Source organism: Bradyrhizobium sp. WSM4872 (assembly GCF_055811715.1).
This window is the reverse complement of the sequence record NZ_JBVVPT010000024.1, coordinates 88,294-109,857: the sequence shown is the minus strand read 5'-3', so window position 1 is coordinate 109,857 and position 21,564 is coordinate 88,294. Positions and strand designations below refer to the sequence as shown.

15 protein-coding genes and 2 pseudogenes are annotated in these 21,564 nt (G+C 57.9%); 7 read left to right on the top strand and 10 right to left on the bottom strand.

The window, feature by feature from the left end; translation table 11 throughout:
- Positions 1-100 precede the first annotated feature (100 nt).
- Positions 101-292, top strand: a pseudogene (locus AC0L3C_RS26785) (response regulator transcription factor); the annotation flags it as partial.
- Positions 293-1,491: 1,199 nt separating this feature from the next.
- On the opposite strand, the pseudogene AC0L3C_RS26780 reads toward AC0L3C_RS26785, so the two are convergent.
- The 10 genes and pseudogenes from AC0L3C_RS26780 to AC0L3C_RS26735 all read right to left on the bottom strand — a co-directional run.
- A pseudogene (locus AC0L3C_RS26780) lies at positions 1,492-1,896 on the bottom strand (transglycosylase domain-containing protein); the annotation flags it as partial.
- Positions 1,794-2,285, bottom strand: coding sequence for a transglycosylase domain-containing protein (locus tag AC0L3C_RS26775; RefSeq protein WP_473409406.1), 492 nt, complete (start codon positions 2,283-2,285; stop codon positions 1,794-1,796). The pseudogene AC0L3C_RS26780 and the gene AC0L3C_RS26775, both read right to left, overlap by 103 nt.
- Positions 2,286-5,020: 2,735 nt before the next feature.
- Positions 5,021-5,362: a hypothetical protein gene (locus tag AC0L3C_RS26770; protein WP_473409401.1), complete on the bottom strand. Its 342-nt coding sequence runs from the start codon at positions 5,360-5,362 to the stop codon at positions 5,021-5,023.
- 948 nt (positions 5,363-6,310) lie between these two features.
- A complete protein-coding gene (locus tag AC0L3C_RS26765; protein ID WP_473409400.1) occupies positions 6,311-6,616 on the bottom strand; it encodes a hypothetical protein in 306 nt (101 codons plus the stop codon).
- 28 nt (positions 6,617-6,644) lie between these two features.
- On the bottom strand, positions 6,645-7,679 hold the full coding sequence (locus AC0L3C_RS26760; protein WP_473409398.1) for an LLM class flavin-dependent oxidoreductase: 1,035 nt from the start codon (positions 7,677-7,679) through the stop codon (positions 6,645-6,647).
- Positions 7,680-7,894: 215 nt separating this feature from the next.
- Positions 7,895-8,971: a histidinol-phosphate transaminase gene (gene hisC / locus AC0L3C_RS26755; protein ID WP_473409405.1), complete on the bottom strand. Its 1,077-nt coding sequence runs from the start codon at positions 8,969-8,971 to the stop codon at positions 7,895-7,897.
- Positions 8,972-9,644: 673 nt separating this feature from the next.
- Complete coding sequence (locus tag AC0L3C_RS26750; RefSeq protein WP_473409397.1) at positions 9,645-10,757, bottom strand: branched-chain amino acid ABC transporter substrate-binding protein; 1,113 nt, start codon at positions 10,755-10,757, stop codon at positions 9,645-9,647.
- Positions 10,758-11,405: 648 nt separating this feature from the next.
- Positions 11,406-12,128, bottom strand: a complete 723-nt coding sequence (locus tag AC0L3C_RS26745; protein WP_317245131.1) for a MerR family transcriptional regulator — start codon at positions 12,126-12,128, stop codon at positions 11,406-11,408.
- A gap of 115 nt (positions 12,129-12,243) precedes the next feature.
- Positions 12,244-12,447 (bottom strand): hypothetical protein, encoded by a 204-nt coding sequence (locus AC0L3C_RS26740; RefSeq protein WP_085348244.1) that lies wholly within the window; start codon positions 12,445-12,447, stop codon positions 12,244-12,246.
- Between the two features lie 2,278 nt (positions 12,448-14,725).
- Positions 14,726-15,670: a LysR family transcriptional regulator gene (locus AC0L3C_RS26735; protein WP_085348245.1), complete on the bottom strand. Its 945-nt coding sequence runs from the start codon at positions 15,668-15,670 to the stop codon at positions 14,726-14,728.
- 465 nt (positions 15,671-16,135) lie between these two features.
- Between AC0L3C_RS26735 and AC0L3C_RS26730 the strand changes: the two genes are divergently transcribed.
- The 6 genes from AC0L3C_RS26730 to nodU are packed head-to-tail and all read left to right on the top strand — an operon-like array spanning position 16,136 to position 21,563.
- Positions 16,136-16,528 carry a response regulator transcription factor gene (locus AC0L3C_RS26730; protein WP_473409396.1) on the top strand — a complete coding sequence of 131 codons (393 nt, stop codon included), beginning with the start codon at positions 16,136-16,138 and terminating at the stop codon, positions 16,526-16,528.
- On the top strand, positions 16,525-17,157 hold the full coding sequence (locus AC0L3C_RS26725; RefSeq protein ID WP_473409395.1) for a NodA family N-acyltransferase: 633 nt from the start codon (positions 16,525-16,527) through the stop codon (positions 17,155-17,157). The genes AC0L3C_RS26730 and AC0L3C_RS26725 overlap by 4 nt, the downstream gene beginning before the upstream one ends.
- On the top strand, positions 17,154-17,813 hold the full coding sequence (gene nodB, locus AC0L3C_RS26720; protein ID WP_473409394.1) for a chitooligosaccharide deacetylase NodB: 660 nt from the start codon (positions 17,154-17,156) through the stop codon (positions 17,811-17,813). The genes AC0L3C_RS26725 and nodB overlap by 4 nt, the downstream gene beginning before the upstream one ends.
- A gap of 14 nt (positions 17,814-17,827) precedes the next feature.
- Positions 17,828-19,186 (top strand): chitooligosaccharide synthase NodC, encoded by a 1,359-nt coding sequence (gene nodC / locus AC0L3C_RS26715; RefSeq protein WP_473409393.1) that lies wholly within the window; start codon positions 17,828-17,830, stop codon positions 19,184-19,186.
- A gap of 23 nt (positions 19,187-19,209) precedes the next feature.
- A complete protein-coding gene (nodS, locus tag AC0L3C_RS26710) occupies positions 19,210-19,839 on the top strand; it encodes a nodulation methyltransferase NodS (RefSeq protein WP_473409392.1) in 630 nt (209 codons plus the stop codon).
- Between the two features lie 11 nt (positions 19,840-19,850).
- Positions 19,851-21,563, top strand: a complete 1,713-nt coding sequence (gene nodU / locus AC0L3C_RS26705; RefSeq protein WP_473409391.1) for a nodulation protein NodU — start codon at positions 19,851-19,853, stop codon at positions 21,561-21,563.
- Position 21,564 lies beyond the last annotated feature (1 nt).

Genomic DNA, 21,564 nt, shown 5'->3' with positions numbered 1-21,564 from the left:
TTGCGATACCGGTTTTTGCCACCCGCGTGGTACGGAATTTGCTGAACTCGTTCCTAGGTCGTCTCGGCTCCGGGAGAAACACATGGTCGATGTGCAAGACATTGTGCTGTCCGCACGAGAAAAACAGTGCTTGCGGTGGGTAGAGGAGGGCAAATCATCCTGGGCAATCGGAGTCATACTCGAAGTTAGCGAGAATACTGTCAATTTTCACCTTAAGAACGCGATGCGAAAGCTGGAAACAACCAGCCGCACTCAGTGCGTTGTCAAGGCGCGCCGCCTCAGGCTTATCTGAGTTATGCGCAGCCCTGCTCCCATTCAGTCCGCGCCGGGCGGCGCCTATCGTAGGGTACCGGAACGAATCCGTTACAATCCGTTCTCGTCTCCTGAGAGCAGCGGGTTGTGCGACCCACGATCATTCCGGGGCGAAATTGCACCAATTCATTGCTGTGCCTTCTGGCGTCGTATCCCTGCGGTTAGACCCAGGTGCGGGCCGAGGAAGCCGCCCGAGAATGATTGGCCGGATCGACCAGTGGGTCTTCCGCAAGAAACACAGCTAGGGGACGATCGCTTACGACTTGGAGAGCAGCGGTAGACCGTCCTTTCGGATTGGACGCTGCGGGTCTGACTTTCCGGAACATCCGACGGTGCCGCTGCCATGATGGTGGGTACTGACAAGGACGCCGCCCCTATCGTCCAGGCCGCCAGGCCGCCGAGCGTTCGCGCTTCATGGAGCAAGCGAGCTCAGCTTTCGCCAATGACATGCGCCATTCCTTGCGGCGGGTTCAAATTGTGTTTGGTGCGCCGCGGATCCGAAACTGCTAGTTGGGGGGGGGAAATGCGCACTTTCCAGCGCAAGCAGACCGGACACCGCCCTTATCGAGCTCGTCAGGACCGCGTGAGCAGTCAGATCGGACACAATCGGAACGTCATTCCGATTCGCGGCGAGAGGGCACGGCGAACCAGATTCTCCGGTCCTCCATTATGTTGTCGCCATGAAGCAAGTTTATGGAGTGTGGCGCTTTGCCAGTTCAAAAGCGTAGAGTTCTTATCGCGCCGTTTGCAAGACGCAGCACATCCCGCTCGCCGGTCTTGGCCGAGCACACCAAACGAGTTCGTAAGCAATCATAGAGCAAGATCCGAGGATTATGTGCCAGGATCGGGTCTGTGTCGACGAAGCGCCAGGCCTTGATAAATGCGGCGCTGACAAGAGCCTCATGGGCCGGGATACGTTCGGGTTGGATTGGAGCCATGATGAAAAACGTCCCAGAGTAGGCTCACACAGAGCGCAACAGTTATTCGGGCGGGAACTCGGGTTCTTTAGAAGTGTAAACGCGATCCGTACCCTAAAACCCTCACAGCATGATGCAGCAATAGTTATAGAGGCGTTCCTTAAACTTATAATGACGGACGTACGGCTTTGAAGAGGGTCCAGCTAGTTTGCCCCCCAGTTTCGCGTCATAACCTCTGTGAGAACCTCATTGTCGATTGTCCCTAGTTCGACGACTCCTCCTCGGGCTCGAACATTAGGTGTGCCGGGTAGCGCCTTGCACCAAACACCTGGTCATCAGTCATGAATCTGGTGTGGACGAGCTTATCGAGAACCAGGCTTGCACGCTGACGCGCATTCCGAAGACCAATGTGCGAAGCTACATCGAGCGGCTCATTTAGCAAGCCAGCAAGCATGGCCGCTTCGCTCAAGTCGATATCCTGAGCGCGTTTGTCGAAATAGAGCCGTGCCGCCTCACTCACCCCGAAGATGCCAGCTCCGATCTGCACACGGTTTAGATAGATCTTTAGGAGTTCATCCTTGGCGAGCCGCCATTCGAGCCAAATCGCGACAAGTGCCTCGTGAATCCTGTCCTCGACAGTGCCTCCATTTGACGGGAATAGAATGCTCGCAACCTGCTGCTAACTGTCGAGTGTACGCCGTCTATGCCCGAATTAGCATGGAATGAGCGGGCGATAGCGGCAAGGTCAATCCCGAAATGGCTGTAGAAGCGGCGGTCCTCGGTCGCAAGCGTCGCCTTGACTAAGACCTCCGGAACCTCTTGCAGTGCAATCGAGCTATACGTAGCGCAAGCGCTGGTCTGACCCGCGCGGCAGTCCGGCAGACACACTGTGGGGTCAGAGTCCTCGCCCCCATTCTGACCCGCGGTCTCATGAAAAACCGGGATTGTCACGATGAATGACAGTATCAGACTAATGATCCCGAACGTGAGAGTCTCCGAAAGCGGCTCGACGATTACCCAGCGTAACCATCGGCCAACACGCCGCGCACCCCGCATCAGCTCCGCAACCATAGAGGCAATTGAACAGATACGCCTGGCTATTCCAACTATAGGCTGTTGGAGCGCGGCGGTCCGACTTCGCGGCATCATCTAATTCACTTGCTTCTTTCAACTATCTGGAGTTCGCGTGTCGAAAGGCGTGCCGCTGTCGGTATGCCGCTGGGCTTCCTTCAGAGTTCCCATGGTGTTTCATGAAAGCGCCGAAGAAAAGCTCGTGTGGAGCAATCAGACAATTCGGGAGCAGCGACACGCTACGGCTATAACGACACAACGCACCGTGCAAATCGTACGTCAGCTCTGAGGCGATGAGGCCACTACGCTTCCAGTTATCAGGGGGGCGTGAATCGTTTCAGCCGTCACGCTGTATCCTCGATGCCATCTAGTCTAGAGCATTCGATGGTGGTTCGCGCCAAGCAAGTCGCCTGGGGAGCTTCGCTAGTCGGCATCACGGCTGAAGCTGTCACTTTGGTTTATCATTGCTCGCGCGTCCGGGAACTGTGAGCAGTTGTTTACCAGGAGCAGCGGAGTGGGCATAAGCCATATACAGCCGCGCGCGCTCTCGCCGCCTGCGAGAATGCCAGCTGCGGACGGCATAGCCGGCGCCAGACCCGGCAACAAAGACCAGAGCGAGAAAAGCAAATGCCACCATCAAGATATATCCATCTCCAGCGCCGCCTCGCAGATCGCCAATGTGCTGTGCCGTCGTCGTGAGGCGGCTAATGTCTCAGTTGTGCGAATCGAACCGCTAGTTGGTACAACTTGACGCTAGGTACGATTCAAGTCTTTAAGCGGTCTTGGGCGGCATGGTTGCTGGATCACTAAGGACACTGTGTAAGACCAACTCTCCATTCGCCAGCTGTTCGGCTGTTGCACGTTGTACGCTCTCGCGTAGTGCCCTAGCATATGTCCGTTACGCCAGAGAGGTTGACGTCGTCGCCGCCGCGGTGATCGTTCCTCATCTGCGCAAATCCATGCTAGCTTTCGATCTGAACACTCTGCGAGTGCACGTGACTGACAGCACTCGATGCGGATCTGCGTATTTGCAAAAGCAAAGGCTCTCCGGCAGGCTCCCAAGAAAGGCGCTTGTCGAGACGCATGAGTATGGTAGTCGGGAATCTATTTCGGCTTGGCGAATTGCGCAGATGGCGCGTCTGTTGTCGGGCAAGAAGTGTTCGATCGTGCCTAGGCAACCGGGTCGTGCGGGGTGATCCGTCTGAAGCGCGCAACCTGCGCATCTGTGCCAGCCTTTGCTCTAATGACGGAGCAGCGCTGGCTCACTAGAACATGCACCAAAACTGTTCACCGAACGTTCCGGAGCGCTGTCCGGAACGACCTCACTCTGCACTCGGCCCTGCTTTGAAACTGCGAAGCTTATGTGAACTTTCGGGCTCGGGTTGCGACGAGCTACTAGCCCACGGTAATCCCAGATTCGAGCTTGAGCCGAAGCCAACGTCCGTGCCGATATAGTAGCCGAGTCGTAGATCGCTGCCCCGACAGGCTGCGGAGCTTTGGTGTAGAGGGGCTGGACGGCCTGCGCAAGCAGATCTGCGCCGCACGCGGGCGCCACCGCGTCAAGCGCCACAATGCTCACGTTCGCAAGCAACGACTTCTTCATTTCTGCTCTGATGTCTTGAGTGCCACCGAGCCTCTTGCGGTTTAACAACTTCCGCGCGAATTGCTGGAACAGCTTCGCACCCTTTGCCCTAAAGCAATGTTCGAACCGAACGGTGCGTCGGGTTGCGGGTTGTCAGGTCATTTCCACGCGCCCCAATGCTCGGTCGCATGGGGGCACAGCTAGCCTACCTGTGGACGAACGGTGAGCTGCCGATATCAGCGGCTAAAGCACACCGCAAGCCAAATGATGCCCGACCAAACCGCAACGGAGAAGAGCAAGGCGCCTTGCAACGTCCTCGCGCGTATCTCGTGACGCCATCGAAGGAGCTGCGACGAGCAACCGGTGAAGCGCCGACCGCGTACAACAGCTATCACTTCATCGTAATCTGCAAACCGAAAGCGAGAGCGATGCTTGCGAATATACGCCAGCCGCTCAGTGGGTGAGAGGCACTGTGCCCACACCTCCCGCGCCTCATCATCAAGACATGCGCTATTCTCAACGACATCGGAGAGGCGCTCGTCAGGCTTCATGATGCATCCGCTGTATTGCCCGTCGCGGATCGAGTTCTAGGAAAGACGCCGCACCTTCGAAACTCTCAATTTTGGTAGGTTGTTTCCGGAAATCTAGCTCGGCCAGGAGCCGCGAGCTTGATCCTGACGCGAGATCAAATCCGAGTTCGCACTCATTACCGTTCAGTCGTCTCGGGTGAAATCGGTGAGTCACACGTTACGGCCTGCTGTCGGGCTGACTCCACGTGAGCACGCGCGTGGCCTCCATGCGCATCTGTGCTCGATGAACTGGTGGCGGAGCGCGTTCGGCCGCCGCGTGGCGGGCGGGTAATTTCCTTGTTCGCCTCGATACAGTGGACCGTTGAGGTGATCAGAGAAGTATGACTCGGGATGCACGAGCTAAATCCGAGCCTGCAGCATTTCGGCAGGTCTCCTACCAAGCTCTGCCGGCGCCCGGGAAGGACTAGATTCATCAAGTAGAGAGGTTCTGTCGGTCCATTTCATCAGCTTGATGGCTGCTCAGGAGCTCAATCGAAGCGCCGCCTCGGCTAACATCAACCGTGCACAACGAAGTGTCGCGGCAGGCGATCGATGGAGTGGGGCATGCATCAATGGGTCTTGCGATGAGCGCTGCAGACACCGATCTTGCTAATGGGATCCTGACTGGGGCGCGGTTCGCTGGCCATAAACATTCTCATTGCAAAGTCGAGCGAGTTGTATGCTCGGTCGCGGACTTCCTGCGGGAAATCAGGAGCTGCGTCGATCGCAGCGCGCGCGTCGCTCATTATCTTACCTTTTGCGGCAAGTAGCTTAGCGTCTAAAATCAAATGAAGCGTCTCTCGAAGGTCAGGTAAGATTGAGCTGTCGCCATCGATCAATTCTCGAAGCTTCCAAAACATACGCTCGACTGCTACCATCGACGCTAGTGCTGACATCAGTGTTGGTGACATCTAGGCTATCTCCTTCTCCAGCCGGATTCTGGGGACTCTTCCAGCGGAAACGGATCCGTCCCTGGTTGACGCCCGCGCGCGAGGTGACCCTGAACAGGCGAATGCCGGCGGTTTACTTTTCCGCTGCTACGCCCCAGCGGGCGCGAGGCGGACCTTAAAGAGTTACTCAGTGGAACGCGCAAAGATTGCGATTTGTGAGCAAGGCGGCTATTTTTCCTGTGCTCCACGCTGCAACCCAGGATGCGTGCGGTGGCGTGCAAAACCGATAGGATGAGTGCCGTTTTCGGTTTGCCATACGCTGCCAGAGGTATTGGAGGTGGACTTCTACTGCCAAGCGTCTGTGCTCTTTCGCTTGTTCACTTGGATCCCTCTGTTAACGACGCCAAATCGGCTGAGTGATCCCGCTCAAGCAAAGCTGGTCAGCCGATATCCCGTTGCTCGGAGCACCGACGCATTTTGTGATTGCGTGGATGCATCGGATCGAGCTTTCCGATCTGCCGACGGTGTCTGTTGGTCGTGCGCCACGTTGAACACGATCAATCTGTTGATTCTCCATCGACCGCCGGTCGAGCCCAGCAGTGATAGGAAGTTATGTGCGCAGATCGTTTCCATGTGACGGAGTCCGTATCTCGGATTGATTCACTTCGTCTGTCTTACTGTCCTCGCCACTGCACGGCTATGCTGTGCAAACCGTGCATTTCACCCACCAGCGGCCCCCGCGTTTCTCCGCGCGCAACTTGCCGCGGCGGATCCGAGAGAGCACTGCTTCAGGGCTTATGTGATTCATTGCTGCGAACCGCTGAACCGTGAGGTAGTCCTCATGGAGAGGTGGAGGGGTGCTAATGCCGTGCGCAGCCAGCAAAATGCGCAGCGCAGCCAGCTCCGCCAGCACGATCTCGAGCTTGCGTTCGATCTCCTCCGTCCGCTCGGAGCGCTGCCGGGACCGCGTCACGACAGGCTCGCTCTGGCGACAGGCCAGACCTTGGCTTCGTCTGGAATGCGATCGAAGAGCCGGCGCGCCAATGCGCGATCGATGTGAGCCAACTCGGCTGTCCACGCAAACCAATGCTCGGGCAATCTCAACGCACGCAAAATGAGAGATAAGCCATTGATTCCTGTTAAGCCTTCTGTTTGCAGATGCAGCCGAAAGGGTCGCGTGCGCGTAAAAGCCACTTGAACGAGGGGAAGGTTTGGTCGAACCATTCGGCTGCGGCGCTCATCGACGTCGCTATTGCCATTTATTATCAGCGTCATTGGCGAACTTATTGGAGTTCGCTATTGGTCATGGCCCGCGCTCTGCGGCTATGAGCTCGGAGTGAATCGCAGTTGCGGTGTTGAGGCAGGCCTCCAGTGGCAGAGATCCGAAGGCGAGCTGGCAGAGAAGATAGTTGACGCCCGCCTCTTCAACGTGATCGAGAAGAGTTTGGCGCACCGAACCGCGCGTTCCGACAACGCACAGTTCACTCTCAATTGCGGTATCCAAGTTCAGGGGCAGGTTTGACGGAGGCGGGATGTCATTGAGCTCGTACAGGAACTTGAAACTTTTGAGCCATGTTTCGTAGGCAGGCGCGGCGAGGGAACGAGCCGCTGCTTCAGAGCTGGCAATCACGACCATGCGGAGCAACGCGAGAAATGGTGCTAAGCTGTTGGCGTCGCTTTTTGCGTTTCGATTTGCGCGATAGACATCGGTTATTCTGCGAACGGCAGAGGATGGGCCCATGCATGCGAGATTGGCGCCATTTGTCGCCGCCCAGCGGGCGGAGTCTGGCCGATTTGTCGCAATCCATGTCGGGGGACAAGGACGCTGGTAAGGCGAAAGCGTCAAAGGGACGTCGCGCAGCGCAAAATGCTGCCCTTCGTATGAGAGCAGGCCCCCATTCATCGCGCCGACGAAGATTTGGGAAGCTTCCTCGTAACGGCTCGAGGCCACATCGGCTCCAACACCAAAATAGCTCAGTTCGATCGGCAGAGAGCCGCGACCAAGGCCGACCTCAACCCTGCCGCCGCTCAGGTGATCCAACATGCAGATCTCCTCGAATGCACGCAGCGGGTGATAGAGATTGAGCAGCATGACCAAAGGACCGACGCGAAGTCGCCGTGTGCGTTGTATGACGCTTGACAGAAACAAATTCGGCGACGGACCCAGTCCATGCGGAGTGCAATGATGCTCCGCCAGATGATAGGCATAGAAACCGAGCCGGTCGTAGGCCTCCGCTAGGATAAGGCGGTCAGCGTATTGCCGGGTGATATTGCGGCCGTCGTCGTCAAGATGATCAAAGATGCCGCAGGTCAGATTTGAGGGAACATCGTTTCTCACTCAGTTATCTCCTATATAGAGAGGACCGGAGTCCGCGGGTTTCGGGAGTGCAAGAGGCGCTCGCTGGCAATGCGCTGTATTATTGCGAAGCCGTTCACAAAGTTCGTAATGCGGCGACTGGAGAACAACTGACCGAGGGCTGTGTCGCGGAGCTGCATCATGTGTGGGTCCGGATCGATTACGACGGAGATCTGTGAGATGAGTGGAAGGGACCCCTAGCCACGACATCCCACTTTCCTAAGAACGCTGCCGACGGCCGCAAGAAACGCATCCATCTGACGCTTTGTACCGATGCTAACCCGAATGCACTCTTCCAGGCCGGCATCCGGAAAGAAGGCAACAAGGACTCTCTGGTCTTGCAACGCCGCCTGCCACCATCTGCCACCCTGGCCTACCGGCACACGGGCGAGGAGGAAGTTCGCGTGGGAAGGCGTTACAGAGAACCCAAATTCAGAGAGGGCGGCGGCTACGCGCTGGCGCTCAAGCCTGACGTGGCGATGGTTCTCCTCATAGGCGTCGCGATGCGCAAGGACGCTCATCCCCACGGCGTGAGCGACCACATTCATGTTGAAAACATTCTGCATGTTGCGAAGCCGCCCGATCAGCTCGTGATGGCCGAAACCGAAGCCGACGCGAATGCCAGCGGCCGAATAACTCTTGGAAAATGTGCGCAGGACCAGAAGATTCGAATGGCACTCAACGAGGCGTAGGCCGTCCTCAGGTGCGAAATCGACGTAAGCTTCGTCCAGTACGATCAATCGGTCAGATCGTGCAACGAGGCGTTCGATCTCAGCGAGCGGAATAAAGGTTCCGGTCGGATTGTTCGGATTGGCCAGCAGAATGAACTTGGCCTGTTTAGCCGCACCGAAAAGCAGCTCGTCCATCGGCAAGCAGTCCGGTTCAGACCAGGGAATTTCAATGAAGCGGGCCCCTTGCAACATGGCAAGCTTGCGATTGAATGAAAAACCCGGCGACATCATTGCAACGTGGTCGCCCGGGGCAAGAAAGGCTCTGTAAATCAGGCTGAGGAGTTCAGACGATCCATTGCCAGCGATCACGCGATCAGTTGCTATGCCATACGCAGCTGCGGCCGCTTGCCTCAAGCTGACATTGTCGTCTTCTGGATAGCGGTATTGCAGCTCGAGAGCTGCAATTGCGCTTCGCATCACGACGCCTGGCAAAGGAAAGGGGTTCTCGTTCGTGTTTAGTTTCACGCAATTGTTGTCGGTGGTGGGCCGCCCGGACGGTAGAGCATTCAATTCCCGAGCCACCGGCGAGAGCGCGGAAAGCATAGTCTGCAACTTTGCATCCAAAGTGGTGTCTCCCTTTTTGTCGACGAGAGTAGTTGAGGGCGTTCGGCGAGCCTACGTGGGTGCGTGCGCTTTGTTCGGACCCGAGAAGCGCGAGGCCCGCGTGAATGTGAGTGTTGGGAGGCGGACTTGGCTCTAAGGGCCGTACCGGATCAGACTCCGTCTCAAGGTCCGAAAGCGATCAGCACGGATCAGGCGTCGCACGGCGTTTTCCGAGCCAATACCTGCTTCCAGGAAAGGGATGGAAGGCCACGTCCCTCGACCGAACAGCGCAGCTAACGATTGGCTCGAACTCGCGCAATCCGCAGACGGACTGCGCGTGACTGACATCGTTTCACGACGTACGTTCGTTCTAAAGAGGTCCTGACAGCTCTCTCCCGAGAGCGAGGCGGGCATCAAGTTCACTGGCTGGAAAAGGACACCGGTCTTCGTCGGCCTTACGAATGTGGATGTGATGCTCACTGCAGTGGCACCAGACGAATGGGAACGTACTCTTCGGGCGGCCCTGCGGGCGCGCACGATAGCTGTGATAGCATTGCTGCGAGGGTGAGAAATGCTGCGACTGCGGCGATTGCGAGGCACGTGAGCAGCGCGTAATCGATATATCGAGGATGGTTCATCATTCGAACGCTTCGTACGGTGTTGGCACGGGCGGTCAGTTCTGCTCGACCGCTTCGACGGTATTGTCGCGCCAGCGGTAAACGATGAGGTCAGGAGAGGCATTGTCTCCCCTGGGGTCGAATCTAACAGTGCCAATAGCCGTATCGATTGACTCGGAGCGGAGGGCCACAGCAACCCGCATAGCATCGAAGGTGCCGGCCCGTTTGACGAAGTCGGCCCATGCTTGAACCGCGGCATAAGCGTAGAGCGTGTAACCTGCGGCGGTTAGGCTCGAACCCTTGAGCTTGGCGACAGCAGCTGCGCCTGCAGCATTCTTCGTCGGGTCCGGCATAAAGGTAAAGAGCGTGCCGTTCGCGGCCTCGCCGGCAATGGCCCAAAAGTCGGTTGTCATCAGCGGATCGTTGGCGATCACGGTCAGACGTGCGCCCGCCTCCGCGGCTTGACGCACGATCAGGCCGATCTCGTTGTAATAGCCGCCGATATAGACGAGCTGGAGTCCCTCTCGCTTCAGTCGCGAAACGAGAGCGGTATAATCCTTCTCGCCTGCAACATAGCTTTGTCGAACGGGATGCTCGCCGGCTACACGAAGGCGCGATTCAACGATATCGGCGATACCCCTGCCTGCTGTGCTCTTGTCGTCGAGGACTGCGAGCTTTGCACCTTGGTGATGCCGCGCGATGTATTCGGCGGCAACTCTGCCTTGCTGGTCATCGCGGCCGCAAATCCGAAACAGGGTCGTTAGGCCACGCTCTGTCAGACGGGGATTGGTGGACCCAGGTGAAATCTGAATTACCTCGGCTTCGGCGTATATGTCTGAAGCCGGAATCGACGAAGATGAACAGAAGTGACCAACGACGAGCTTGATTCCGTCAGTTGTCAGGCGATTGGCAACAGCGACAGCCTGCTTGGGATCGCATGCGTCGTCGGCGATTCTCAATATGAGCCTTGTGTCAGGCAGCAGACCCGAAGCATTTATCGAATCCACAGCTGCGGCCGCTCCATCGCGTATCTGCGCGCCGAGCGCCGCAGTGCTTCCCGTCATCGGACCCGCTATGGCAATGTAAACATCTTTTGCCCTGGCGCTCGAGCTCAGGGCCACGGAAAGGAGCGCAGCAGCTGCAAGCCTGTGAATGCGAAGGATCGTCATATATGACTCCCGGTGTCTCGCGAGACGACTTGGTCTGCTTCGCCATTCTGGTGTGACGCGGCGGCCAACAATCTGGCGCAATGATGTTTGGAGCGAACTCAGGTTGCGTACGAATAGGCTCAGGTTGTTGCCAGGTTGGGCCATAAGCTTCGGGCGGCCACGGACGAGCAGACGCTCCGACACTGGTCAGGAGAAGGGGTCGTCTAGGGGCTGACAGGACCAATATCGAACATTCTGCTGATACCCGGTAGATTCGCCAGTCTCCCGTGCTCGACAGGCGTGTGCCGAGCAGGCGCTTGGAAGGCGCGTACGACCATCCATCGACTTGTTCTCGTCGAGAACTCTCACCGAGAACTTCCGAAACTAATGCCGATCAAAGGAGTCTCCCTCGGTTCAACCGGCGCTCTGTCTGTCGCCCCGTCGCTGCGTCGATGCTTTAGAAGGTACAATGTGACGCTACGTACGAATCAAGTACTTCGAAGCGTGCTCGTTGGGGTTGATTGCCAAGATCGACAGAGCGAAAGACCCAACCGACAACGCAGAGTCCGAGGCGACTGCTAGGGACAAACCATCCGCGGTCAGACAGGATCACCATCACCTCATCCGGTCTAGAGACATTTCAGTAATAGGGCGTCGCAACGGGTGCGCTCAACTCTTTCCCAGCTGGTCCTCCAGCGCGGCGAGGGCGAGATCGAGGTATCGCATGAGGCTCGCATCCCAGCCGGCGAGATTGTGTGGTTCGGTCAATCGCGTCAGCACCTTAAGTATCATCGAGACAGTCGAATCAACCCCTGCGATCTCAGTCAGCAGCGAACGGGCCTGACGCGCGATTGCATTTGCCCGCTCGCAGCACGGAGGCTCACCCTGGTCCATGCAGCTTCGTAGCTCGTCCCGAATCTTTCGCCACCGATCTTCGCGGCTAGCGTTAGAGGCGCACGTGCAGATGGCAGAGGGGGTACTACGCTCCTCAATCCGCGACATGGCATCTAGCGTGGCCGGCAGCCCGTCGACACTGACTTCTGTCTCACCTTGCGTCGTCATAGTGCGCAATCGATCCCGTAATAATGTCGCGCGCGCGACTTGAAGCTCAATCCGCTCCAGATGGTTTCGCAACAGGTCCGTGAGAGATGTCCGCCCCTCGATCGCCTTGCGGATCTCAGGAAGCGAGAAGCCGAGCTCACGTAGAGCACGAATCTGGGAGACGCGTTGTAGGCTTTCCCGATCGTACATGCGGTGACCGCCACAGGTACGTTCCGACACCGTCAATAACCCGGTATGTTCGTAATGATGCAGAGTGCGTACGGTTACACCGGTCGCCTCTGCAAGTTCTCCAATACGCCATCGGCGCCGTCGTGGTATCGCGTTTGTCATGATCCTCAATTTGCAAGCCTACAACCTGACGTCACGTGAGAATCAAGTTATTTCAATGATCTAGATGATGCGTCTCTTGCTGCAGGCCCCAGAAGGTTAGAGTGCATGCCGGTGCTCAAGCGGCCGAGACAAGTGCAAGCATCAAGTACGCGAGCGACGCCAATTCGTCCCGCGCTGCGCGTTGCATCACCAGTCTGGCGATCGCCACGCGATTCTCGCTAGTTCGCATGCATGACGGTAAAGACGCGATCGCTTGATCGAACAGCCTTCCCAAGCTCGCGAGATCATCGGGATCGTAGACTCCGCTCGGCTTTTCCAACAGAAACCTCCTTTGGTGATTGCACTCGCGCCGCACGTGACGAAGCCGTTTGGCTGTGGTGGGGCAAAAAGGAGACGGAGCGGCGACGTGCGTGAAAGAATGTGACAGGTGCGTCCACGTGATGCCGTTGTGCAACAGGGCGTTTGCTTCCTCTGCCCGACAGTGCGCTAATCCAAAGTGTGCAATGCCTCCTCGATCCTGCAGCAGCGGTGGCTATTCTGCGGCCTGATCATCAGGAAAGCGAAAGCATGTGCGTGACAGCCCGCCGAGACACGGCCTCCCGAAACGGCGAACCTAGACATAGCACTGATCTCATCGGATGGCTCTCTTTCAGTCGCAATCCTTGCCGTGACGTCTATCACCTAGGCGCGCGGCGCGGTTGATTGGGTTGATCATCGCGGATCAATCGCACCAGCAGTCGTGGCGCGGCGGCGGGCTTGGCGCCTATCAGCTTTTTCGATCGTCCGCTAGCCCCGTTGTGGCACTGTGGGATCAAAGGCGTTGCTCGCGTGATCGCTGCCCAGGTTTTGAGTGCCGGAAGATGATGGCTGCTCTTCAACTGCGCAGGTCCGCCGCCGTAAACGTCGGGAGTATGACGGAAGGCGAGCTCAAGACCATTCGTGAAGGCATCATCTCAACGCAGGTTTACCTCAAGCGTCTGGCAAAACGTTGCTCGCAATTAAGGACCGGGTCTTCGAATGATCGTGCCATATCCGTTGCATGTGGCGGCACTCAAACGCGTCTACGGCCGCCCCAGGCGCCACGCGCTCACGCCCGGGGAAAGCCTTGGCATAACTAATACAGCAATAACTTGCGTGTTTAGGCTTGCGCCGGCTCGGTGTCGCGGAGCGCAGTACATCGGACGGCCCTCGGCAGATGTAATCCACCCGAAGTGCAAGGATTCCTAGCGACACTGCCTTTGCAGAATCACTTGGCAAGCCTTTGGTAGCCTCGCTATACGGCAGAGATGCTGTAGCTTGGTGGAGGAGTTTAATGCGCGTCTTAAGACCGTGCTCAAGTCAAAGCGACTCCCCAGATCGGGGGGCAGTGTCTGGCGGATTCGCCGTAAGAATCCCATCGAACATAAGGCTCGACGGCGAGCTGTCGCGGTATTGGCTTGCTCGTCCGGCCGCTCACTCACTCAATTCCAGCCTCTAACAGTATCGCTTTGGCAAGCGCGCTGGACATAGATGCTTCGAGTAAGATAGGCAAATCATCTTGCCGCAGCAAAGGAGCCCTTCGGGGTTAGCGGTGCGAGGCAGCAGCTCGAGATGGACGGCGGTGGCGCGGTGTGAGTCACGCCGCGATCTTTCGAAAAACACGATTGTTGCGACGTCGGAAAGAAGGACCCCGCGCCGATGATCCGATTTGGCTCGGGTGAACATGTCGGCCGAAATGATCGAAAGCTGGAGGAGGAGCAGGCTTGGCGAGTGGGAGCGGCGAGCGCTTACGCGGCCGCACCTTGTCACAGTTGCGGTCCTCTCATCATGAACACTCCTCACCGCAACGCGCGCGCACGGGAAAAGTGCCGCCAGCTGATGTCACTTGATTCCGGGTTGATCCTGCGGTCTGCAAGCTTGCAGTTGCACTCGATCACGCGGCATCGCGCGCATGGAGAGGAACATAAGCGCCGTCGAGAGAGGAAGTGTTCCGAATTTCCATTGTGACATTGTGCAAAGACACGCAGTCTTCCCCGCCCATCCGGGTTTGCGCGAGCAGGCGGTTGGCTTTGGGGTGCGCGATCGTGGGCGGCGTTTGCGTTCAGCTTTCATGTTGATTCGACCGGAACGAGCAGGAAGCGCCTCTGCCGGTCATCAGCCATTTGTATCTAGTGGCGCGCTTCGGGACTAACTCCATCGCTGTTGAAGGCAATGAGATCCACCCTTCAGGCAAACAGCGATGCGGGTTCGCTACCAGATGAAGCCTGCAACTTCGATCGGAGGTGCTGGCCTTGAACCTGACGCGGCGTGCGATTCAAGCGAGTTTGGTGCTGAGGCCGAACATTGTTCGCCGGACACGCCACATAATTTTGCGTACTCTGAAGCTGGCGCATGCACCTGTGATGCGGTCCCGTCCGAATCAGCGGAAAGTCCTTAGCAAGCGAGCTGTGTGATGCGCGGGATCGTCACGGCACCGCGAGTCAATCGGCTGCGACCCGACCAAATTACGCTTAAGCGCGCTTTTTTTCACTATGCCAAACGTCAATCAGACGACCGGGGGCTTCGGGCCTGGCGTAAGTCCGGTTAGCGGGAGCAGGCCGCAACCGGCCCGAACAGTCCTAGGACGGGCCGTGACATTGGCTGATCTCGGACGGAGAGACCATCGTGGATGCCTGCTGCAAGAATATGTTGCGCAACCACATGCTTCCAGGATCAGTATTATGAGTGGCCGGCCATTGGACGGCCTCTGTGAATGTGAGAAGTCGCAGGGGAGGTTCGACAACCCGCAGCGGCATCGTCTGTGCGAAATGGCTGACCAATCTTGAGGGCATGCTCGCTATACGGTTGGTGCCCAATAACATAGGCGGAATCATGCCAAAACCCTGCACCGCGACCTCGGTGCGTATCTTGAAACCATGCTCGAGCAAGAGCCATTCGTGGAAGGAGGGCCTCAGGGAGCGTCCGAACTGGGCTTCCACGTGCCCGATCGAGATGTATTTCTCAAACGTGAGACGCGAAGCGAGCTGCTTGTTCATGGGGCAGCCCACGCAGACGAAAGTGTCCTCGAACAGAGCCGCCTTCGGATGCGCGCTCGACATGAACATCTGCGGATACATGAGAAAATCGACTTCACCGCGCCGGAGAAGCTCATCGGGTTCCTCTGCGGGCGGCAGCAACTCGAAACTGATTGTTGGTGCCTCCCGCGCGACGCGGTCCACGACCCCTCGAAGAAACACGACAGTCATGAAGTCGGACAGGATGATCCTGAATCGCCGATTCGATTGAGACGGATCGAAGCCGTCTGGAGAAATAATGGAGTGCTGAATGTGAGCGAGAGCCTCGCGAATTGGGGCTGCGAGCGCTTCAGCCCGCGGCGTTGGGACAAGCTTCCGTCCTTTCATGGTGAATAGCTCATCGCGAAAGTAAGTGCGAAGCCGCGCGACGGCGGCACTCATGGCAGGTTGACTGAGGTTGATGCTTCTTGCCGCCGTAGTGAGATTGCCTTGCGTCACCAGGGCGTCGAACGCGACGAGGAGATTCAGATCAAGGCCCTTGAAACGCATAATCCGGAGCGATCCACGCTGTGAATGTGTTCTATCGATATAATCGATTTTACCATTTGTACCGAATGAGGATAGCAAACGATAGTTTAGCGAGATGTCAGATCCATCAGAATGGTTACAAACCGTTGCGCGTCTCAGCCCAGCGCTAGGTATCAATCAAGACGTCTCGATCGAGCGGTCGCAGTTTCGCGCGTGTTGCGCAAGCCATATCGCCGTGAGCTAGCACGATCGGAATCCGCAAAATTGCGTGGGCGTATACGACGAGCAAACCATCGTATGGCTTCGCCAACCCATTCTATATCCACCGTGTACCGCCGTAGAATTGAGCGAACCCTCAACCAGGCCGTAGATTGCTGTCCGGTCGCACCCCTCCGGTTGCGGGTGCCAAATGTGCCTTGGTCGCATCCGATTGGATTGCGTCCTTGCGACGGTGAAATCGTGCGGAACATGCAAGCGAAGGCGTCCTTGGCGAATCTGATGAAAGTTGCGCACACGCGCGACGTGGTCGCGATTGTGAATGCAGATCAGTCAGTGCGTGAAGATCTGACGGATATGGTGTTTTCCGCAGGTTACGTGCCGGAACCATTCGAGAGCGCAGAGGGGTTCTCGAAATCAGACCGCCGTTCGATCACGTCGTGCTTGATCGCGGACATGCACTCGAGCGCGATGAGTGGCCTCGAGCTCTTCGATCATCTGGTTGCATCCGGAGGCGCGATTCCCACCGTTCTGCTCACAGGCCATTCCGAACACGATGTGAGGCGAGGCCCTGGACTCCAGTTCATGAACGAGCCTTTCGAAGGTAGCGAACTGCTGGCCTGCGTCAGGAGCCAGATAGCGAACAGGAATGACGCCCTATGAACATGATCGTGCCCGAATCCACACGAGGTGTTTCGGTGCGCCCTCCAGTCCGTTGGAGGTTGTGCTGGGAGAATGACCTTGAACTTGCTGACCATATTGAATTATCCGACTTCTTCCGGAAGACCTATGGTCCGACCGGGGAATTCAATGCAAAGCCCTTTGAAGGTCATCGAAGCTGGGCCGGCGCAAGGCCTGAAATTCGGGCAATCGGCTACGATGATCGTGGCGTTGCGATTCACATCGCGGCACTACGCCGCTTCATAAAAATTGGTCAGACCGATCTGCTCGTGGCTGAACTCGGATTGTACGGGGTTCGCCCGGATCTGGAGGGGCTTGGAATAACCCACTCGATCCGAGTGATGTATCCCGTATTGCGAGATCTTGGCGTGCCGTTCGGCTTTGGCACGGTCCGAGCTGCCCTGCAGAAACATATTACCAGGCTGCTCGGGCGACAGGGATTGGCGACTGTTCTGCCAGGGCTTCGCGTCCGGTCCGCTCGTCCGGACATCTACCTCACTGTGCCTCCGACGCGTGTGGAGGACGTGGTCGGCCTCGTTCTGCCGATTGCGAGACCCATGAGCGAATGGCCGGCGGGTGACACGATCGAACGGAACGGGCCAGAACTGTGAGGTCCACAAACGACGCGACTGAAGCGCGGAGCGACTACGCCGATGCCGGCGGAGAGCCTTGCGTCTATCTGAGCTTTGATGATGGTCCCAACCCGCTTTGCACGCCGGCTATCCTGGATGTTCTGGCGCAGCATCGGACGCCCGCCACCTTCTGCGTGATCGGTGCATACGCGGCGGCCCAGCCGCAGCTGATCCAGCGCATCATTGCAGAAAGGCACGAGGTCGCAAACCACACAATGACGCACCCGGACTTGGCCAAATGCATAGCGGATGAGGTGGAATACGAGATCCTCACGACGAATAAGGTCATTGGAATGGCCTGCCCCGGGGCCTCTGTGCGGCACATGCGTGCGCCGTACGGGATCTGGAGCAAGGAGGCCTTCGCCGTGTCGGCGAAGGCCGAACTGGCAGCCCTGCACTGGTCAGTCGACCCGCAAGACTGGTCGCGTCCCGGCGTCGAGGCGATTGTTGCCGCGGTGCTGGCCTCGGTCAAGCCGGGCGCAATCGTGCTCCTGCACGACGGTTGCCCTCCCGACGAGTTGGGACGCTGCCCTCATGCTGGTCAGCGCGACCAGACCGTGACGGCGCTCGCCCAACTCATTCCAGCACTGCATGACCGTGGATTTGCAATCCGGTCGCTTCCTCAACCTCACTGAATAGATCGATTCCCATGAGCCTGCTTGCCACCATCAGCACCGCTGCTGTTGCCTCCTACGCGTTGCTCTCCAGCGTCCACAAGAGCGCGCAGGCGCTTTATGCGCTGCGAAGCGACGCTCCACTGCCGCCGTACGACCGGGTCGACGCCGATGCTCTGCCCAGCGTCGATGTCATCGTGCCCTGCTTCAACGAGGACCCGCGCACGCTGGCGGCCTGCCTGAAGTCTATCGCAAGTCAGGATTACCCAGGGCGATTGCAGGTCTACGTGGTCGACGACGGCTCGGCAAATGTCGGCGCAGTGGCCGCGGTCCACGCGAGCTACGCGTATGACCCGAGATTCACCATCATTCTGCTGCCAAGCAATGTTGGAAAACGCAAGGCGCAGATCGCAGCGATTCGCCGCTCATTCGGCGATCTCGTGCTCAACGTCGACTCCGACACGGAAATCGACAGCGACGTGGTCAGCAAGCTCGTGCGCAAGATGCAGGATCCAGCCGTCGGCGCGGCCATGGGCCAATTGAAGGCCAGCAACCGAAACGACAGCTGGCTGACCCGATTGATCGACATGGAGTACTGGTTGGCTTGCAACGAGGAGCGCGCGGCGCAGACGCGGTTTGGTGCCGTCATGTGCTGCTGTGGGCCGTGCGCCATGTACCGGCGCTCCGCGCTGCTGTTGCTGCTCGAGCAATACGAGACGCAGTTCTTCCGGGGAAAACCCAGCGATTTCGGTGAGGACCGTCATCTGACCATCCTCATGCTCAAGGCAGGGTTCCGAACGGAGTACGTTCCGGACGCCATCGCCGCCACGGTGGTACCGGACACGCTCTTGCCGTATCTGCGCCAACAGCTCCGCTGGGCGCGCAGCACCTACCGCGACACCCTGCTCGGTTTGCACCTGCTGCCCGGCCTCGACCGGTACCTCACGCTGGACGTGATTGGACAGAACCTCGGCCCGCTGCTGCTCGCCATCTCATCGATTGCCGCGCTCGCTCAGCTCGCGCTCACGGGCACGGTGCCCTGGTGGACCGGTCTGACCATCGTCGCGATGACTCTGATTCGATGCAGCGTGGCCGCCCTGCGCGCCGGCGAGCTTCGATTTCTCGGCTTCTCGCTGCACACCCCGATCAACATCTTCCTCCTGCTCCCGATGAAAGCCTATGCGCTCTGTACCTTGGGCAACAGCGATTGGCTCTCGCGCAAAATAGCGAAATCACCATACGTTGATGAATCCAAGGCCTCGACCGAAGACGCGACAACTGGACCAAGCCTTAATCCCGGATTGGAAATGCCTGGCGCAATTCGCAGGGCAGGTCTTTCGCGCGCTCCATCGCAGCTGATCGCGCCGGATGGCATTGCGGCCGAGACTGAGTGAGCAGCTTTGTAGGAGATTAGGTCGTGAACGTGCACCAGACATATCAATCGTTGGAACGGGAGCTGTCTAATGAGGATCCGTGGCGGCTCGACGACAATCCGTTCGAACGTGAGCGTCACACCCAATTGCTGCGGCTGTCGCTGTCGAACAGCGCCGTCTCAAATGGCCTCGAAATCGGGTGCGCGGCCGGTGCGTTTACAGAGAAGCTTGCTCCTCACTGCAAACGGCTCACGGTCATCGATGTTATGCCGCGAGCGATCGGTCGAGCGGTCCAGCGGACCAAGAGGTGGTCGCATATCAGCTGGGCGGCGACTGACATTCTGCAGTTCTCGGCCGCAGAGCGGTTCGATCTGATCGTGGTCGCCGAAGTGCTCTATTATCTCGAAGACATGACACAAATGCGTACTGCAGTCGACAACATGGTCAAGATGCTTGCTCCGGGTGGGCATCTGGTCTTCGGATCTGCACGTGATGCGACCTGCAAGCGGTGGGGGCATGTCGCTGGCGCCGAGACGGTCATCACGATCTTGACTGAAGCGCTCATTGAGGTCGAACGCGTGCAGTGCCAGGGGCAGTCGGCTGACGAAGACTGCCTTTTGGTCCGCTTTCGGAATCCGGAGCCATCTTCGATCCCACCCAACGGCCAAGGCTGAGAGGAGCCACTATGCTTATCTGCGGTATCAAGTTGACGCATGATGGGGCCGTCGCTCTGATTGAGGACGGGCGAGTGGTGTTCTGCGTCGAGCAGGAGAAGCTGAACAATAATCCGCGTTATCAAACCATCGACAACCTGGATTCCGTTGTTAGCGCCTTGGCGGAGCACGGGCTCGATCCGAGCGATGTCGATCAGTTCGTCATTGATGGTTGGGATGGAGAGTTCGAATCCCAGTTTGAAGTTCTTAGTGGGACGACGACCGTCAAGCTCAAGGGCGCGCCGTATATCGAACGCCAAGGCGATAGCCCCCTCGCGTCCCGCGATCGCATCGGCCTTATGCTTGATGGGAAACTATATCCCTATCAAAGCTATCCGCATGTCACCGGGCACGTAGCATCCGCATACTGCACCAGCTCGTTTGCCAAATCCGCACAATCTGCTTTCTGCTTGGTGTGGGACGGCTGCATGTTTCCGCGCCTCTACTATGTCGAGCCGCACGGGATTCGGTTCATCGAGTGCCTGTTTCCGATGATAGGCCACGCCTATGCGACGGCAGGACATCACTTTGGACCTTACAGGCGGGCGGACCGGACCAGCTGGGATCTCGGCATCGCCGGCAAGCTGATGGCCTATATCGCACTGGGAGCTCCCGACGAGGAGATAATTGCGACGTTTCAGGAGCTTTATCACGCGCACTTTGCCACGGATGCTGAGGGCGCTTGTCATAAGCTTGCACAGATCAACAGCTCACTATCACCACTTGAAGCTCTGCACGACTTCTTCGATGCGTGCGCACTGCGATTGAAGGCCAAGCAGGCCGAAGACATCCTTGCGTCATTTCACGTCTTTCTAGAGCGCCTGCTGGTTCGCACAATTGCTGATGTTGTGCAGCGACATTCGGATCTTGCGGGGGGGCGTAACCTCTGCATAGCCGGCGGCTGTGGCCTGAATATCAAGTGGAATAGTGCATTTCGTGCGACCGGTCTGTTCGACCACGTGTGGGTGCCGCCCTTTCCGAACGACAGCGGCTCAGCGATCGGTGCTGCTTGCTCTGCACTGGCGGCACAGCAAGGCTTTAGAGCTCTGGAATGGACGGTCTACAGTGGACCGGCCGTTCGTCCCAGCGAAGTCCCGCCCGGATGGGACGGCGCGCCCTGCACTATGGGCGAACTTGCGGCAATCCTCGCGAGTGACAAGCCCGTGATCTTCCTTGCCGGGCGTGCCGAGCTCGGACCACGTGCGTTGGGTGGCAGAAGCATTCTCGCGGCTGCGAGCTGGGAGGGAATGAAAGACCATCTCAACGACGTCAAGCTTCGAGAGCATTTCAGGCCGGTAGCGCCGATATGCCTGGAGGATCGTGCTGCGGAGATTTTTAGCCCCGGAATACCCGATCCGTACATGCTGTTCGATCACCAGACGCGACCGGAATGGCGGGACAAAATTCCCGCCGTCGTGCATCTCGATGGATCTGCTCGCCTACAGACGGTTTCCAGAACATCTCAGCATAAAGTGGTCGAGCTTCTCATCGCGTACGAAAAGCTCACAGCCATTCCGCTGCTTTGCAATACCAGCGCCAATCTGCATGGACGCGGCTTTTTCCCGGATGCTGCCGCCGCGTGCCAGTGGGGACGCGTCGATCACGTGTGGTGTGACGGCCTGCTTTGGACGAAGAAACACGCAACAAAGGACGCGGTGCGAACAACGTCCGGCGCGATCGCGTAAG

Coding starts and splice junctions, on each gene's coding strand:
- AC0L3C_RS26775 (WP_473409406.1), bottom strand. CDS start 2,285: ATGCGGGGTGCGCGGCGTGTTGGCCGATGGTTACGCTGGGTAATCGTC.
- AC0L3C_RS26770 (WP_473409401.1), bottom strand. CDS start 5,362: ATGTCACCAACACTGATGTCAGCACTAGCGTCGATGGTAGCAGTCGAG.
- AC0L3C_RS26765 (WP_473409400.1), bottom strand. CDS start 6,616: ATGACGCTGATAATAAATGGCAATAGCGACGTCGATGAGCGCCGCAGC.
- hisC (WP_473409405.1), bottom strand. CDS start 8,971: ATGCTTTCCGCGCTCTCGCCGGTGGCTCGGGAATTGAATGCTCTACCG.
- AC0L3C_RS26750 (WP_473409397.1), bottom strand. CDS start 10,757: ATGACGATCCTTCGCATTCACAGGCTTGCAGCTGCTGCGCTCCTTTCC.
- AC0L3C_RS26745 (WP_317245131.1), bottom strand. CDS start 12,128: ATGACAAACGCGATACCACGACGGCGCCGATGGCGTATTGGAGAACTT.
- AC0L3C_RS26735 (WP_085348245.1), bottom strand. CDS start 15,670: ATGCGTTTCAAGGGCCTTGATCTGAATCTCCTCGTCGCGTTCGACGCC.
- AC0L3C_RS26725 (WP_473409395.1), top strand. CDS start 16,525: ATGAACATGATCGTGCCCGAATCCACACGAGGTGTTTCGGTGCGCCCT.
- nodC (WP_473409393.1), top strand. CDS start 17,828: ATGAGCCTGCTTGCCACCATCAGCACCGCTGCTGTTGCCTCCTACGCG.
- nodU (WP_473409391.1), top strand. CDS start 19,851: ATGCTTATCTGCGGTATCAAGTTGACGCATGATGGGGCCGTCGCTCTG.